This window comes from Stenotrophomonas sp. GW821-FHT02D01 (assembly GCF_059421765.1).
The window spans coordinates 31,850-47,409 of record NZ_JBWKVP010000013.1 but is presented as its reverse complement, the minus strand read 5'-3'; the positions used below and the strand labels follow the sequence as shown (position 1 = coordinate 47,409).

13 protein-coding genes are annotated in these 15,560 nt (G+C 62.6%); 5 read left to right on the top strand and 8 right to left on the bottom strand.

What is annotated here, in order from left to right; translation table 11 throughout:
- From AC07UW_RS18685 to AC07UW_RS18655, 7 genes are all read right to left on the bottom strand, one after another.
- Window positions 1-1,707 carry a glycosyltransferase family protein gene (locus AC07UW_RS18685; RefSeq protein WP_495212634.1) on the bottom strand — a complete coding sequence of 569 codons (1,707 nt, stop codon included), beginning with the start codon at window positions 1,705-1,707 and terminating at the stop codon, window positions 1-3.
- Between the two features lie 8 nt (window positions 1,708-1,715).
- A complete protein-coding gene (locus tag AC07UW_RS18680; protein WP_495212633.1) occupies window positions 1,716-2,687 on the bottom strand; it encodes an NAD-dependent epimerase/dehydratase family protein in 972 nt (323 codons plus the stop codon).
- Window positions 2,688-2,690: 3 nt separating this feature from the next.
- Window positions 2,691-3,068 carry an SMR family transporter gene (locus AC07UW_RS18675; protein ID WP_014035892.1) on the bottom strand — a complete coding sequence of 126 codons (378 nt, stop codon included), beginning with the start codon at window positions 3,066-3,068 and terminating at the stop codon, window positions 2,691-2,693.
- 29 nt (window positions 3,069-3,097) lie between these two features.
- A complete protein-coding gene (locus tag AC07UW_RS18670) occupies window positions 3,098-4,504 on the bottom strand; it encodes a UbiA family prenyltransferase (RefSeq protein WP_070471756.1) in 1,407 nt (468 codons plus the stop codon).
- Window positions 4,505-4,610: 106 nt separating this feature from the next.
- Entirely contained in the window at window positions 4,611-7,292 is a 2,682-nt protein-coding gene (locus AC07UW_RS18665) for a sulfatase-like hydrolase/transferase (protein ID WP_495212632.1), read from the bottom strand.
- Window positions 7,293-7,439: 147 nt separating this feature from the next.
- Window positions 7,440-8,378 carry an electron transfer flavoprotein subunit alpha/FixB family protein gene (locus AC07UW_RS18660; protein WP_495212631.1) on the bottom strand — a complete coding sequence of 313 codons (939 nt, stop codon included), beginning with the start codon at window positions 8,376-8,378 and terminating at the stop codon, window positions 7,440-7,442.
- Entirely contained in the window at window positions 8,378-9,124 is a 747-nt protein-coding gene (locus tag AC07UW_RS18655; protein WP_223494161.1) for an electron transfer flavoprotein subunit beta/FixA family protein, read from the bottom strand. Before AC07UW_RS18655 ends, AC07UW_RS18660 begins: the two co-directional genes overlap by 1 nt.
- Window positions 9,125-9,305: 181 nt before the next feature.
- Here AC07UW_RS18655 and AC07UW_RS18650 point away from each other — a divergent pair, with 181 nt between their 5' ends.
- From AC07UW_RS18650 to rfbD, 5 genes are read left to right on the top strand one after another with little or no spacing between them, the layout of a single operon-like run.
- On the top strand, window positions 9,306-10,655 hold the full coding sequence (locus AC07UW_RS18650) for an ArnT family glycosyltransferase (RefSeq protein WP_495212630.1): 1,350 nt from the start codon (window positions 9,306-9,308) through the stop codon (window positions 10,653-10,655).
- Window positions 10,655-11,710 carry a dTDP-glucose 4,6-dehydratase gene (gene rfbB / locus AC07UW_RS18645; RefSeq protein ID WP_495212629.1) on the top strand — a complete coding sequence of 352 codons (1,056 nt, stop codon included), beginning with the start codon at window positions 10,655-10,657 and terminating at the stop codon, window positions 11,708-11,710. Before AC07UW_RS18650 ends, rfbB begins: the two co-directional genes overlap by 1 nt.
- 14 nt (window positions 11,711-11,724) lie before the next feature.
- Window positions 11,725-12,612: a glucose-1-phosphate thymidylyltransferase RfbA gene (gene rfbA / locus AC07UW_RS18640; protein ID WP_312106441.1), complete on the top strand. Its 888-nt coding sequence runs from the start codon at window positions 11,725-11,727 to the stop codon at window positions 12,610-12,612.
- Window positions 12,609-13,166, top strand: a complete 558-nt coding sequence (gene rfbC, locus AC07UW_RS18635) for a dTDP-4-dehydrorhamnose 3,5-epimerase (protein WP_312106443.1) — start codon at window positions 12,609-12,611, stop codon at window positions 13,164-13,166. The genes rfbA and rfbC overlap by 4 nt, the downstream gene beginning before the upstream one ends.
- Complete coding sequence (gene rfbD, locus AC07UW_RS18630; RefSeq protein WP_312106445.1) at window positions 13,163-14,056, top strand: dTDP-4-dehydrorhamnose reductase; 894 nt, start codon at window positions 13,163-13,165, stop codon at window positions 14,054-14,056. Before rfbC ends, rfbD begins: the two co-directional genes overlap by 4 nt.
- 98 nt (window positions 14,057-14,154) lie before the next feature.
- On the opposite strand, the gene AC07UW_RS18625 is transcribed toward rfbD, so the two are convergent.
- Window positions 14,155-15,558, bottom strand: a complete 1,404-nt coding sequence (locus AC07UW_RS18625) for a mannose-1-phosphate guanylyltransferase/mannose-6-phosphate isomerase (protein WP_363729699.1) — start codon at window positions 15,556-15,558, stop codon at window positions 14,155-14,157.
- Window positions 15,559-15,560: the final 2 nt, after the last annotated feature.

The window sequence follows — 15,560 nt, the reverse complement described above, 5'->3', positions numbered from 1 at the left end:
TCATGGAGTGTGCTGGCAGACCCGCACCAAGCGAATCCAGTAGCCCCGATCGGCATCGCTGCCACAGTTGTCCGAACCCAAGGGCACATACTGATACTGGACGCGGCCGATCTTCATTACTTCGCTGAAGTGATAGACCGCTGAAAAACCAACGAACTGAGGCGCCTGAACAATCAGCGTACTGTCAGCGCGCCAGTGCTGGTTCACTACCGCGTCCACGTCGGCGGCAGATTCCACAGCAGCCTGGTGCGTATAGCGATGCACGCCTTGGCTGACAAGCCCGATATTGGCCACCAACACCAGCATCCCGGCAATGGACAGGCAGCGTGCCGGCAAGGATGGCGACCTCCAACTGCCAAGCAGTGCAAGTACCACCACAATGTAAAGGAACGGTACGTAACGAGCCCACCAAGGTGCGGCGTGCACCAAGGTCAGCAGCATCAGGTATCCGATCAGCGCCAGGAGAAGACGAGTGGGTTGATCAGTGCGCTCGCGAGGCTTGATCGTGGCAACCAGGATGGCCAGTGCGGCGATGCAGAATGCCAAGGAGAACAGTGGTCCAAAACCAGCATAACGGGTGTCGGGAATGCCGGCGGCATCGACCTCGCCAGGGCCAACCTCACCCGGCAGCTTCAGGCCCGGGTGCGTAAAAGTGTTGGAGGTGTGGGCGAACAGCGAGCGCGCCAGCGTTACCGCGCGATTTCCCTCGAGCATGCTGGGCTCGGCCTGATTCTCCATCACCTTGTTGTTGCCCGTGACCGGATAGGCGATGGGCAGGCCCGAGACGAGATGGTTCAGGTAGGGATGAGAGAGAACGAACGCGCCCAGCATTGCCCATCCGAGGATTTCTTTCCACTTGGGCCTGCGCAGAAACAGGAAGGGGAGAGCCAACAGCACCCCATAAAGAGCTCCGGTGAATTTCAGTCCAGCCAGAACGATCAGGCTGCCCCATGCGATGATGTTGCCGGTGGGTCCCCGCTGCTCATCCAAGCAAGCCAGCACGCATAGAGCAACTGCGGCATAGGTCGCGCCATCCACGTAGTTGGTCGCCGCCTGTGCCATCAGCGTAGGTGCGATCGTCAGCAGTATCGCTCCCACAACCGCCCGCCGACGCTGGCCCAGCACTGGCGTCAATACGGAGATCGCATACAGGAACAACGCGATGGCCAGTACCATGCCCAAGGCCTTGCCCGATTCCCACCCGAAGCCTGTGTCCATCAAAGCAGCGCCAAACAGCCAGGACAGGTTGGGGTAGTGACTGACCCATTTGTTGTTGTCGTTGCCTTCCCAGATGCTGCCAGCGTAGTACGGTTCGTCCCGGGTCCGCGCCCAATCGATGAACTCAGGTGCGCTCCAAGGGTTCCAGCCCTCGTGCAATGCCACAGTGGCTGGCTTGTGATACATGTTCCCATCCCAGGTGGCATCCTGGAATTGATTGCCCGTCCAGGCTGCAAGTGCCACCAAGGCCACAGCAAGCACCGCAGGCAGTGCCCAGTTCCGGATGCCGGCCTGCTGCACGAGCAGGGCTCCGACAGCGAAGGGCAGCACGATCCAGGCGTATGGCAGCCCCAGGTAGGTGCTGAGCGCCTTTCCCGTCACCATCAGTAGTACCAGCACGATCAGGGCTGCGGCCACGCGGCGCGGCGCAGCACTCTGCAATGGCGCAACTGCGGGGTGGCGCCCGGAGACCATCAACATTTCATTCATCAGGCTACTCAACGTTGCTGGCGGTAGTGCTCGTAGGCTGCGACAAGCATGTCCTCGTCGTTCCGGCTCGGGTGCCAGCCCAGAAGGTGCTCGGTAGGTGCAATGTCGACCACGTAATTGATGTCGGCAATCTGATACTGCTCCCGATGCAGCAATGGTTTGCCTAGCTTTTCCAGCAACGACAGGGCCATCTTCAACGGCTTGGCGGGTACTGGCACTACAACCGAGCGCGAGCCGATGCGCTTGATCGTATTGCGCAGCAACTGGCGAACTGGCGGTGCATCGCCCGATCCCAAGCTCAGTGCGACGGCGGGGAATCCCTTCTCGACCGCAGCAAGAATTGCGCTGACGACATCCTCCACGGCGATCATCTGGTAGCGGTTCCGGCCACTGCCGATGGTTGGCACGGGAAGGCCAAGGTCCATCAGCCGGAACAGCTTGATCAGGATGCCAAAGCGTCCGGGGCCCACAATCATGCGTGGACGCAGGACGGTAATCAGGTAGCCCTCGGTTCGTGCTTGTTCGCACAGCTGTTCCGACGCCGCCTTGCTGCGCCCATACGGACCCAACGGGTTGCGTCGGTGCGTTGGAGGTACAGGCAGCGATTCCGGTAGCCCGTACACCATGTCCGTGCTGGTATAGATCAAGCGCGGCTGGCGCAGTTTGCGCATCCACTTCAGTACATTGGCTGTACCGGTAACGTTGACCTCGGCGAACCAGGCGTCCTGCTCTTTTGCCGGCACGGCGTTATGGAATTGCCTTGCCGCAAGATGGTGGACGACATCACCTTCATCCAATGGCACGCGCGACAGCGCCGCAGTATCCAGAATATCCAGTTGGTGATGGACGACCCTCCCTGAAAATTCTGCAGGGAGAGGCAGCAGGTCAACGGTCTGAACTTGCTGGCCCTGTGCAAGGAGGGTCCGGACGAGATGCGATCCGGTGAAGCCCGAGCCACCAATGACAATATGCTTGGTCACGGCTCAACCCCCACGCGCGACGAGAACGACGCCAGCACAGATCAGCGCGATTCCAGCCAGCTTCATTACGCTGACCGGTTCACGGAAGAACAGATATGCAGCACCAACGACAATTACATATCCCACGCTCAGGAAGGGATACGCGAAACTCACCTGGACTTTGGAGAGGACGTACATCCAGAGCACGATGCTGATCGCATAGCACGACAGTCCGCTGAACACCCACGGATTGAAGACAATGCGGATGGCGCCCTGTGCGAGCTCAAGCACGCCCTGGTTGGTCACCAGCGAAACATTCGGCATGCCTTTGCGAAGGAAAAGCTGCGCACTCGCATTGAGGGCTACGGAGAACAGAATGAGTGGGATGAATTTGAGATACATGCGATCAACTTTGGAATGATGAGGAGGCATTACCAGTGGCGTGTCGCCGCCATTACGATGATCAGCCCGGCGAGGCCGACGCCCTGACTGACGCGGTCGCGCGCTGCGAACACGATGGGATCATCATGCATGTCGCCCCGGTGGGCGACAAACCAGGCACGGCTGATCCAGTACAGCAGCACAGGACAGAGCAGCCAGAGCACTTGGGGCGTGGCGTACAGTCTGAGGCTGTCAGGGCTGTTGATGTAGAGGGCGAAGACCAGAACGCCGATGTAGCCCGCAGCTGTTCCGAATGACTGCACCAGCGGCAGATCGGCCACGGAGTATCCGCGACCGGAGGCTTTCTGCTTTCCCTGCGTTGCAGCCGCAGTTAGTTCGGTATAGCGCTTGAGAAGGGCAAGACTGAGGAAAATGAACATCGAGAACGCGAGCAGCCAGAATGACCGTGGCGAATCGATTGCAAAAGCGCCGCCGATGATCCGCACGGTGTAAAGCGCAGCCAACACCACGACATCTATCATCACGATGCGCTTGAGCGTGAACGAATAGGCCAGGGTCGTGATGAAGTAGATCAGCAGGACCAGCGCAAACGCAGGACTTGTCCACAGCGCCAGTGCGAAGCCGGCCAGTGTCAACAGGGGGGTGGCGACCAGGCCATGAAACAGGGGTAAGGTCCCGGCCGCGAATGGTCGCTTCCGCTTTCGTGGATGCTGCCGGTCTGGTGCCAGGTCCAGCAGGTCGTTCAGCAGGTAAACGCCGGATGCGCACAGGCCGAATGCAAGGAAGGCGAGCGCCGCGTTTACCACGGCTTCTGGTTCGAACAGGCGGTGCGCGGTAAGCAGTGGAACCAGTACCAGAAGGTTCTTCAGCCACTGGTACAGCCGCAGGGCCTTGATCCAGGTGCGGAGTCCTCCGGGCTGTCCCGGCAGGTGATCGATCAACCGGGTTTGCGCGCTGGCCTGGTTTGCCAGCGATTCGGAGGCGTTGACGACGATGGCACCTGCGGCGTGCTTCCAGACCGGCAGGTCAACGCGGTGGTTGCCAAGGTAGTCGAAACCCCGTTCCCCATAGCGCTCGACGAGGGCTTCAGCCTTGGCGTGCCCGGCCAGATTGCGGGCACCATCGCTGGCGATGACCTCGTCAAAAACGCCGAGATGATCGGCGATCGGCTGGACCAGCAGCCGGTCCGAGGCGGTGCACAGGACACGCGGACGCTGCGGTGTCGCGCGCAGCATGGCCACGACACGCTCATCGTATGGCAGCGTTTCAACCTGCAAGGTCACCCGGGAAGCGAGCTGGCGCTTCACATAGGCCTTGCCGCGCAGCAGCCAGAACGGTACCAGCAAAGCAAACAGCGGGTTGCGCGCCAGCAGGGCCAACAGTGATTCGTACAGCAGGTCGCTACGCAGCAGCGTCCCGTCCAGATCGACGCACAGGGCTGCTCCCGGCGTCAACTCACCGGATCCGGCCGGTACATCATTGTGATGCGACATGTGCCGCAGTTCCCCTCATCCAATAGTGCGGGGAGTATACGAGGGGGAGTTACATTCCGACAGATTCAGGTACCGGCCCGGGGGCGTGAAGGCAGCGCATCCCAGGACAGGCTGGAGCGGCCGGTTGAGCCGTCGCAGCAGCGGCCAAGCGCAGACGGTGCAGGGTAATCAGCTCGCAGCCCGCCGTAGCGCAGGTCGTTTGTCCAGGCACCAGCGTCAAGGTGAGCTGTCCGCCAGCGGCGCTGGACAGGCCTGCCAGGTCGATGGGGTATTCACGCGTCCCTGCCTCGATCTGAAGCAAGCCGAGCGGGGCGTCATTGGCCAGCACCGTGATCTCGCGAGGTGACTGCGCCGACAGTGAAAGGATTGCCTGCAGCCGGGCGGGCTCGGATGGCAGGCGCAGGCGGAGCGAGGCGGCCGCGCCACGAACGCTGCGCCCTTGGGGAGATGGACCGTGCCAGCCACAGGAAATGAAACGATTGCTGGCATCGGCGCTGAAATCCACTGACGATCCTGCAGGCAGTGCCTCGTAGGCGGGCAACAAGGTATAGCCATCCAGTCGCACCGCAGCGTCTGGCGATACGCCGACACGGACTTCAGCCAGAGGCAGGTCATCAGGGAATACATACCTGGCTTCCAGCATCGTCCCGTCAAGTCCATCGGCCGTGTCCAGAAGCGCATGGCGATCGTAGGTCTGTGCCCCGTAACTGGCAACGATGTCCGCCCAGGCACCGTTGGCGGGGTGGGCCACGCCCTGCAGGCTGAGGGTATAGTTCCCTGCGCACAGATCCTGGTAGGCGCCATAGGCCAAGGTCCCTTCGGCGCCCTGCGAGAACAGCTTTCCATCCATCGCCTCTCCGACGATCGTATTGCTCGCATCGAAGTGGTTGCGGATGATGAAATCGTTGCGCAGCTGAGGTGCCGGGGGCGCTTCGCGTGCAGCCTGCAGGAGTTCCGGCACCAACGCGCCTGCCTTGAGCGATTGTTGTGACACCACGCGAGCCTTTCCGGCAGCAGTCCCCCACAGGCACCACTCATCGGCGGGCTGTCGTTCGTCGAACGCAAAGCAACGATCAATGTAGAGGACCTGCTGGGAATCACCTTCGGCCAGAAGGTGGCCCGAGCGGATGCCGTTCGTGCCCAACTGGGCAATTCGGCCGCGGTCATCGGCAGCGATGGCCAAGGGCGGATTCAGGGTCTGCTTACCCAACTGAATGACACCATCCACCAACTGCAGATGATCGTCGATCCGGCCCAGTTCCCATAGCGAGCTGGAATAGGCCATGAAACCTGGTAGGTGGTCCTCGCTGGCATCTGGTTCTCGACCGGGTCGGACACTCAATGAAGTGCCTGCGCCTTTCACGGAAAGCTGTGAGCGGCCAAATCCGAGCGCCACTCCCCCTTGCAGGGCATCAAGCAGTGAGGCACCCGTATCGAGAGTGGTTGCTGGTCGATCAACCTGCCTCGCGCGCAGGTCGCTGCCGAACATGAGAAGAAGGTTGCTGCGATCAGCATCGCGCAGCAGGTCGGCAATGTCGTTGGGCAGAGCCAGATGGTCCGATGCAACAACAATGATTGTATTGCGAGCGTAGGGACTGGTGCGGATGCGGCGTACGAAATCAGCAACCAGTCGGTCCGAGCAATGGATTGCGTCGAGCATCGGCCTGCGCTGGCCAAGTCCTTCATAGGCGACATCGAGGCAGGCATGGGGGATATGTCCGCTTGGATGATGTGTATCCAGAGTCAGGCCGACGAGCGCGAAAGGTGTGGTCCGCTGCGAGAGCGCAGCGAAGCGGTCCCAGAGCGCATCCAACAGGACATCATCGTGGACGCCCCATGGCGAGAAGCGGTTGTCGCCCAGCTTCAGGCTCTTGAAATAGGAGCGATCGCGTACCGTGCCGAAGCCGTGGCTGGCGAGGAACTGTCCCTTTCCAGCGAAATCAGAAGCGGCGCCTCCGATGAACTCGACGTCGTATCCGCGCTCGCGCAGGTGATCGGTCAGGCAGTACGCGCCAGGCAGGAAGCGGCCGATGCTTGCATAGCCATTGGCATCCTGGCTGAGGGAAAGGGGGACGCCGCACAGAGAACTGACCATGCCGGCGATCGTCCACGTGCCACCTTCGCGCGAGTCCACGTGCAGGAAATCCACGGCCTCGCTGCGTAGCTTGTTCAACTCTGGCGTCAGTCCAGGGAATCGCGACTCATCGAGGTAGGTGCGCTCGAAGCTTTCGGCGTAGAGAATCACCACATTGCGGTGATTCCCGAGGGGACCGTCGGGACGTACGTACTGGTCCCCTTGTGCCGGCGCAAGACGTGCCTGCCGATCCTGGCGCACCAGTGTCGCGACGTCGTAGACGATCGGATTGAAAACCAGTGTCGCCAGTAGAGAGACCGCGAACAGAGGACCGGCGGGGGCCCACCTTCGTGCCGAATGCAGGCGGGGCATGAAAGCGAGGACCAGGCATGCCATCAGTGCTGTCGAAAGCAGAACGATGGGCAAGCTGAAATCAGCGGCTCCTGCGCCGCGCATGCCTGCGCGCAAATGATAGATCACGGCGTAATCGATGCCGTTGCCACTGAGTGCATCGATGAAAAGCCAGATCGCCAGCAGCGCTCCGCAGAGCGCAGTGACCAGCAGCTTCCATCGCCGTCCATGTGTGCAATGTCGCGCAAGCAAAGCGAGCATTCCGATCCATGCCGTAAAAAGCAGGCATTTCATCGCCATCTGCATTCTCTCCCTCCAGTTGGAGCGATGGGAGGGGGAATGCTACAGAATCAAGACAGCACAAAAGGCCTGTTGCAATACGCCGACACATTTTGACGAATGGCAGGGTGAGCAATGTCCGCCCACCCTGCGAGCTGCTACGCGGATTTCGACTTACAGCGCTTTTTCAAGCTCTGGCAGGATCGCAAATAGATCCCCCACCAGACCGATATCGGCAATCTCGAAGATCGGCGAATCCGCATCCTTGTTGATCGCCACGATCGTGCCGGCATCCTTGATGCCGGTCAGGTGCTGGATGGCACCACTGATGCCCACGGCCACATACAGTTCCGGCGAAATGATCTTGCCGGTCTGGCCGACCTGCAGGTCGCTGGGCACGTAGCCGGCATCGACTGCTGCGCGCGAGGCACCGACGGCGGCGCCAAGCTTGTCGGCCAGCTGGAAGATGACCTTGAAGTTCTCTTCCGAACCGACGCCACGGCCACCGGAGACCACGCGCTTGGCGCTCTGCAGGTCCGGGCGGTCGCTGGCGCCGGCGGCAAGGCCGACGAAGCGGGTGTGGGTGGGGAGGGCAGCGTCGACGCTGGCCGCTTCAACAGAGGCACTGCCGCCCTGGGCGGCTTCCGGCCACGATGCGGCACGTACGGTGGCGACCACGATCTGGTCGGCTGGCACTTCGACGGTGATGATCGCATTGCCGGCGTAGATCGGGCGCTTGAAGCTGTGGCTGCCTTCGACGGCCATCAGGTCCGAAACCTGGTTGACACCGAGCAGGGCGGCCACGCACGGCATCAGGTCCTTGCCGAAGGTGGTCGACGGGCCGAACACGTGGGTGTAGCCCTTGGCCAGCTGCGCGATCTGCGGGGCCAGTACCTGGGCCAGCGCCTGCGCGTTGGCGGCATTGGCCACGGTCAGGACCTTGGCGACGCCGGCGATCTTGGCCGCTTCAGCCGCAACGGCGGTCGGGTCGGCGGCCAGCACCAGCACGTCGATGCTGGCGCCGGAAATGGCTGCAGCAGCGCTGACGGTCTTGGCGGTAGCGGCGTTGAGCTTGCCGTCGTGGTGCTCGGCGATGACGAGAATCTTGCTCATTACAGCAACCCCTTCTGCTTGAGTGCGGCAACCAGTTCGGCCGCGTCCTTGACCATCACACCCTTGCTGCGCTTGGACGGCGCGGCGTACTGGGTGGTCTTGAAGGTATCGGCGGCTTCAACGCCGAGGTCAGCCAGCTGCAGGGTCTCCAAGGGCTTGGCCTTGGCCTTCATGATGTCGGGCAGCTTGATGAAGCGCGGCTCGTTCAGGCGCAGGTCTGTGGTGACCACGGCCGGCAGGTCCACTTCCAGCGTTTCCAGGCCGGCGTCGACTTCACGGGTCACCGTGGCCTTGCCATCAACAATGTCCAGCTTGCTGGCGAAGGTCGCCTGCGGACGGCCCCAGAGCGTGGCCAGCATCTGGCCGGTTTGGTTGGCGTCGTCGTCGATGGCCTGCTTGCCGAGGATCACCAGATCCGGCTGTTCCTTTTCGACCAGCTTGAGCAGGGTACGGGCAGCGGTCAGCGGCTGGATGGCCTGGTCGGTGACCACATGAATGGCGCGATTGGCACCCATGGCCAGGCCGTTGCGCAGGTGCGCTTGGGCGTCGGCCGGGGCGATGGTTGCTACCACGACCTCGCTGGCGATGCCCTTGTCACGCAGGCGCAGGGCCTCTTCCAGGGCGATCTCATCGAAAGGGTTGGGGGACAGCTTGACGCCGTCGGTGACCACGCCGGAACCGTCCGGCTTGACCTGAATGCGGACGTTGTAGTCCACCACGCGCTTGTACGCGACGAGGATTTTCATCTGGTACGGGGTCCTTCAGTAACAGGGAGAACGTCCGGTCCTGAGCTAGCAACCGGTTCGGGGGTGGGACCCCGATTCTAACTGGCCTTTGGGGACCGTGCGAATGCGTATGGTGTAACGCCGTCCTGTATCCAGGTCGCGCGAGTAGCTACTCTAGCGACCGGTTCCACTGTCCCTCCGCATGCCCACATCCACCTTGCTCTCTCCATATCGGTTGCTGCTGGCGATTGCCCTTGCTGGTATGGCCGTGCGCGTGCTGTTCGTGCAATGGATCCCGTTGCAGCCGGTTGCCGATTTCGGCCGATATCTGGAGGTTGCCAGCAGCGTTGCCAGCGGCGGGGGATTTCGGATTTCAGATGTCCCATATGTATCCCAGCCACCGTTGTACCCGGGGGTACTTGGGATCTGGTTCATGCTGACAGGGGTGAGCGTGGGCGCGGGCAAGCTCCTGAACCTCCTGTTGTGTGCCGGTACACTGGCATCGTGGATCTGGATGGGTGCGCGCTTGCAACTGCGTCCGGCCTGGCAGCTCATCTCGTTGGCAGCGCTGTCATTCCATCCAGCGCTGGTGGCCTACTGCAATGTACTTGGCACCGAATCGCTAGCACTGTTCCTCGCCGTGCTCGGCATGGCACTGGCGGTTGCACGCTTTCCGGGCCGTCTCCTGTTGATGGGAGCGGTGCTGGCGCTTACCGCTTTGAACCGGCCACAGATGCTGCCCCTGCCGGGAGCGGTGGCCCTGGCTATGCTCCTGCGCGATGGCATCCACAGCTCCACCTGGCGACGGATTGGCATGATGCTGTTCGGCTTCTTACTTGTGCTTGGCCCATGGACGTTGCGCAACGCACTGATTTTCGGCCAGTTGGTGCCAGTCAGCGCGAACAGCGGGTACGTTTTGATGGTCAACAACAACGATGCCAATACGCATGGCGGATGGATGCCGTTGAGGGACGTGCCGTTGCCGGCTGCCGACCAGGCTCGGTTCGCTGATGCCGGGTTTCCCCATGAATTCTTCGCCGGCGATAGCGAGGACTGGAAGCTGCGCCACTGGACGCCTGCGGCCGACGTGATTGGCGCGGGCATCGGCCGCAATTGGATTGCCCAACACCCTGGCCGCTTTCTGCAGCTGGCGCTGTTGCGCTTGCGTGGATCATTCGATGCCGGCAGCCTCATGCACTGGCCGTTCCTGGAAAAGGGCGGTGCTCCGGTCTGGTTGGGCAGGTTAACGGGGACATTGAATCTTGTGCTGGCGGCATGGGCGGCGATTGCGCTGTTGCGCATGTGCATGCACCTGCGTAACTGGCAAACCGTTCACTGGCTGGCGGTGGCCACGCTTGGCCTGGGCCTGCTTTCGATCCTGTTGTTCGAGGGGCAGGGACGCTACCTTCTGCCGCTTCTCCCGGGGGCTCTGTTCATCATTGCGGCTGCGGGCACGCTACGCTTGCCCGGGCCAATGCTTGGTGCCCTGCGTTCCCCTGAGCGCAGCACCGCAGGCGTTTCCCAACCCCCAGCCCACCAGGAGTACAGGTAGTGCGCACTTGGCTTGTCACCGGCGGAGCCGGATTCATTGGCGGAAATTTCGTTCTGGAAGCCGTGGCGCGTGGCATCAAGGTCGTGAATCTCGATGCGCTGACCTACGCCGGCAACCTGAACACGCTATCCAGCTTGGCTCACCGCTCCGATCACGTGTTTGTACAAGGTGACATCGGCGACCGTGCCTTGGTGGCCCGCCTGCTGGCGGAACACCGACCCGAGGCGGTCTTGAACTTCGCCGCCGAAAGCCATGTGGACCGTTCCATCGACGGCCCGGGCGCGTTCATCCAGACCAATGTCGTCGGTACCCTCGGCCTGCTCGAGGCCGTGCGTGATTATTGGAAGGCGCTGCCTGCCGAGCAGGGCGCGGCCTTCCGCTTCCTGCACGTGTCCACCGACGAGGTGTACGGCACGCTGGGTGAGACCGGAAAGTTCAGCGAAACCACGCCGTATGCGCCGAATTCGCCGTACTCGGCGTCCAAGGCCGCCTCGGATCACTTGGTGCGCGCGTTCCACCACACCTACGGGCTGCCGGTGCTGACCACCAACTGTTCCAACAACTACGGTCCGTACCACTTCCCCGAGAAGTTGATCCCGCTGGTGATCGCCAAGGCGCTGGCCGGTGAGCCGCTGCCGGTGTACGGCGATGGCAAGCAGGTGCGCGACTGGCTGTTCGTGTCCGACCACTGCGAGGCGATCCGCACCGTACTGGCCAAGGGCCAGGTGGGCGAGACCTACAACGTGGGCGGCAACTCGGAGAAGGAGAACATCGAAGTGGTGCACGCGATCTGCGCGCTGCTCGATGCCCGCCGCCCGCGTGAGGATGGCCAGCCGCGCAGCAGCCAGATCACCTACGTCGCCGACCGTCCGGGGCATGACCGCCGCTACGCGATCGATGCCAGCAAGTTGAAGGACCAGCTGGGCTGGGAGCCGAAGTACACCTTCGAGCAGGGCGTCGGCTTCACGGTCGACTGGTACCTGGACAACCAGGAATGGGTGAATGGCGTGCTTGACGGCAGCTACCGCCTGCAGCGCATCGGCAACGCGGCCTGAACCCAGGAGACGACATGACCCAGCGCAAGGGCATCATCCTCGCCGGCGGCTCCGGCACCCGGCTGTATCCGATCACCAAGGGCGTCAGCAAGCAGCTGCTGCCGGTGTATGACAAGCCGATGATCTATTACCCGCTCAGTGTGCTGATGCTGGCGGGCATCCGTGAAGTGCTGATCATCAACACCCCGCACGAACAGGCGTTGTTCCAGCAGTTGCTGGGCGATGGCTCGCAGTGGGGCATGGACATCCAGTACGCCGTGCAACCGAGCCCTGATGGGCTTGCGCAGGCTTATCTGATCGGTCGCGACTATCTGGCGGGCAGGCCGAGCTGCCTGGTGCTGGGTGACAACATTTTCCATGGGCATGGACTGAGCGAAACCCTGCGACGCGCCGATGTGCGCACTGATGGCGCGACGGTGTTCGGCTACTGGGTCAATGATCCCAAGCGCTATGGTGTGGCCGAGTTCGACAAGAGCGGCAGGGTCATCAATCTGGTCGAGAAACCGGAAAACCCGCGTTCGAATTACGCTGTGACCGGGCTGTACTTCTACGATGGCAATGCCAGTGATTACGCTGCCGATCTGAAGCCTTCGCCACGCGGCGAACTGGAAATCACCGATCTGAACCAGCGCTACCTGCGCGAGGGTCGTCTGCATCTGGAGCCGCTTGGCCGCGGTTACGCTTGGCTCGATACCGGCACACACCAGTCATTGCTGGAAGCGTCGAACTTCATCGAGACCATTCAGACCCGGCAGGGCCTGCAGGTCTGCTGCCCGGAAGAAATTGCTTTCGGAAAAGGCTGGATCGACGCCACGCAGTTGGAAGCACTTGCCGCGCCGTTGATCAAGAATGAGTACGGCCAGTACCTGCACAAGCTCGCATTGCGTGGAGTTGTTCCGTGAAAGTGATTGAAACCAGGCTGCCCGGCTGCAGGGTGATCGAGCCGGCAGTTTTCGGCGATGCCCGAGGCTATTTCTTCGAGACCTGGAACGCCGAGCGTTTTGCCGCGCAGGGTCTGCCCGATCGCTTTGTGCAGAGTAACGTCTCCACTTCTGCCAAGGGTGTGCTGCGGGGCCTGCATTACCAGTGGCCGCGCCCGCAGGGCAAGCTGGTCAGCGTGCTGGAAGGCGAGGTGTATGACGTGGCAGTCGACATCCGTCGCGGCTCGCCGACTTTCGGCCAATGGGAAGCGGTGGTACTGAGTGCGGAGAACAAGAAGCAGTTCTGGATTCCGGAAGGCTTCGCGCACGGCTTTGCAGTGCTGTCCGAGCGCGCGGTGTTCAGCTATCTCTGCACCGAGGTCTATCTGAAGGACTTCGATGCCGGCGTGCGCTGGAACGACGCTGGCATCGCCGTGGATTGGCCGGTCAGCGCACCGACGCTGTCGGCCAAGGACGAGAACGCGCCGTTCCTGAAGGACATCGCCGAGGACCGCCTGCCGGTCTACGTGCCGTGACCGTGCTGCTGTTCGGCGGCAACGGCCAGCTCGGCCAGGAACTGCTGCGCGCACTGGCCCCGTTGGGTACGGTGGTTGCGACCACCCGCAGCGGCACGTTGCCCGATGGCAGCACCTGCGAGATGGCTGATTTCGGCCAGCCTGAGAGCCTTCCGGCGCTGCTCGATCGCCTGCAGCCATCGGTGGTGGTCAACGCAGCGGCCTACACGGCAGTGGATCGTGCAGAGCAGGATGCGGAGGCTGCGTTTGCTGCCAACGCACAGGCGCCGGGCGTGGTCGCGCGCTGGTGTGCCGCCCATGGCGTGCCGTTCGTGCATTACTCCACCGACTACGTGTTCGATGGTCAGGGCAGTGCGCCTTACCGCGAGGACGAACCGACCGCGCCGCTGGGCGTGTACGGCACCAGCAAGCGTGATGGCGAGGACGCTGTACGCGCTGCCGGCGGCCGTCATCTGATCTTCCGCACGGCGTGGGTGTATGCCTCGCACGGCGCAAACTTCCTGCGCACGATGCTGCGGGTGGGCGCTGAGCGCGATCAGCTGCGTGTGGTGGCCGACCAGATCGGCACGCCGACGCCGGCGGCATTGATCGCTGATGTCACCGTGCAGGCGCTGCAGCATCCGGGCGCGCTGTCGGGGACGTGGCACCTGACGGCGTCGGGGCAGACCAGCTGGCATGGCTTTGCCGAAGCGATTTTCGCTGAAGCGTTGGCGACGGGCGTGCTGGACAAGGTGCCGTCGGTTGAAGCCATCCCCAGTTCCGAATACCCGACCCCGGCCAAGCGTCCCGCATGGTCGGTGCTCGACAACCGCAAGCTGCAGCAGGATTTCGGCATCGAAGTGCCGACGTGGCAGGACGGCCTGAAGCGGGTCATGGCTGAGATTGCCTGACCCGGTAGGCGATGTGCCGACCAACGGTCGGCACCCACCCCGACCAACGGTGGGCGCCGGCCCCAACCAACGGTCGGCACCCACCGCAGGGCGTCGGGTCAACTCCGCCCGTAGGTATCCTCGAATCGAACGATATCGTCCTCGCCGAGGTAACTGCCCGACTGCACTTCAATCAGCTCCAGCGGCAGCTTGCCCGGGTTGCGCAGACGATGGGTCACGCCCAGCGGGATGTAGGTGCTCTGGTTTTCGCTCAGCAGGATTACCTCGTCACCGCGGGTGACTTCAGCAGTGCCGCTGACCACGATCCAGTGCTCGGCACGGTGATGATGCATCTGCAGGCTCAGCGTGCCGCCCGGCTTGACGGTGATGCGCTTGACTTGGAAACGCTCGCCATTGTCGATCGAATCGTAGGCGCCCCATGGGCGATAGACCTTGCGATGCCAGGTCGCCTCGCTGCGGCCGCCGGCCTTCAACTGCGCTACCACGGTCTTGACCTCCTGCATGCGGTCGCCCTTGCCTACCAATACCGCGTCATCGGTCTCGACCACGATCACGTCGTCCAGGCCGACCAGGGCGACAAGGCGCTGTGCATAGGCATAGGTATTGCGGCAGTCGATGGCGATCACATCGCCCTGGTGGGCATTGCCGTCGCCGTCCTGCTGCGATACATCGCGCAGTGCGGTCCATGAGCCAACATCGTTCCAGCCGGCATCCAGGGGCACCACCACCGCGTCGGCAGTCTTTTCCATCACCGCGTAATCGATCGAATCGGAGGGCACTGCGGTGAACGCGTCCTTGTCCAGCCGGGTGAAATCGGCATCCCGGCGTGCGCTCTGCCAGGCGGCGCGGCAGGCAGCCAACATGGCCGGCTGCAGACGTTCCAACTCCTGAAGGTAGCGCGAGGCCTTGAACAGGAACATGCCGCTGTTCCAGTAGTACTGCCCACTGGCAACGTAACCGGTCGCGGTGTCCAGATCGGGTTTCTCGACGAACCGTTCGACCGCGCGCGCACCCTGGCCATCGGCGGCCTTGATGTAGCCATAGCCGGTTTCCGGACCGGTCGGCACGATGCCGAAGGTGACCAGCTTGCCAGCTTCCGCAGCGCCGGCAGCTGCCTGTACTGCCGTGCGGAACGCCGCTTCATCGGAGATTACGTGATCGGAGGGCAGCACCAGCAGCAACGCATCGCTGCCATCGCGGGTCGCTTCCAGCGCGGCCACCGCGATTGCCGGTGCCGTATTGCGGCCGACCGGCTCAAGGATGATCGCGGCCGGCTCGGCGCCAACCTGCTGCAGCTGTTCGGCGGCAACGAAGCGATGTTCCTCGTTGGCGATCACCAGCGGCCCACGTGCGGCGATGGGCGCCACGCGCTGCCAGGTCGCCTGCAGCATTGTTTCCTCACCAGCCAGTGGCAGAAACTGCTTGGGATAGGCCTCGCGCGAGAGCGGCCACAGGCGGGTGCCGGAACCGCCGGACAAGATAACGGGCTGGATGTTACTCATGA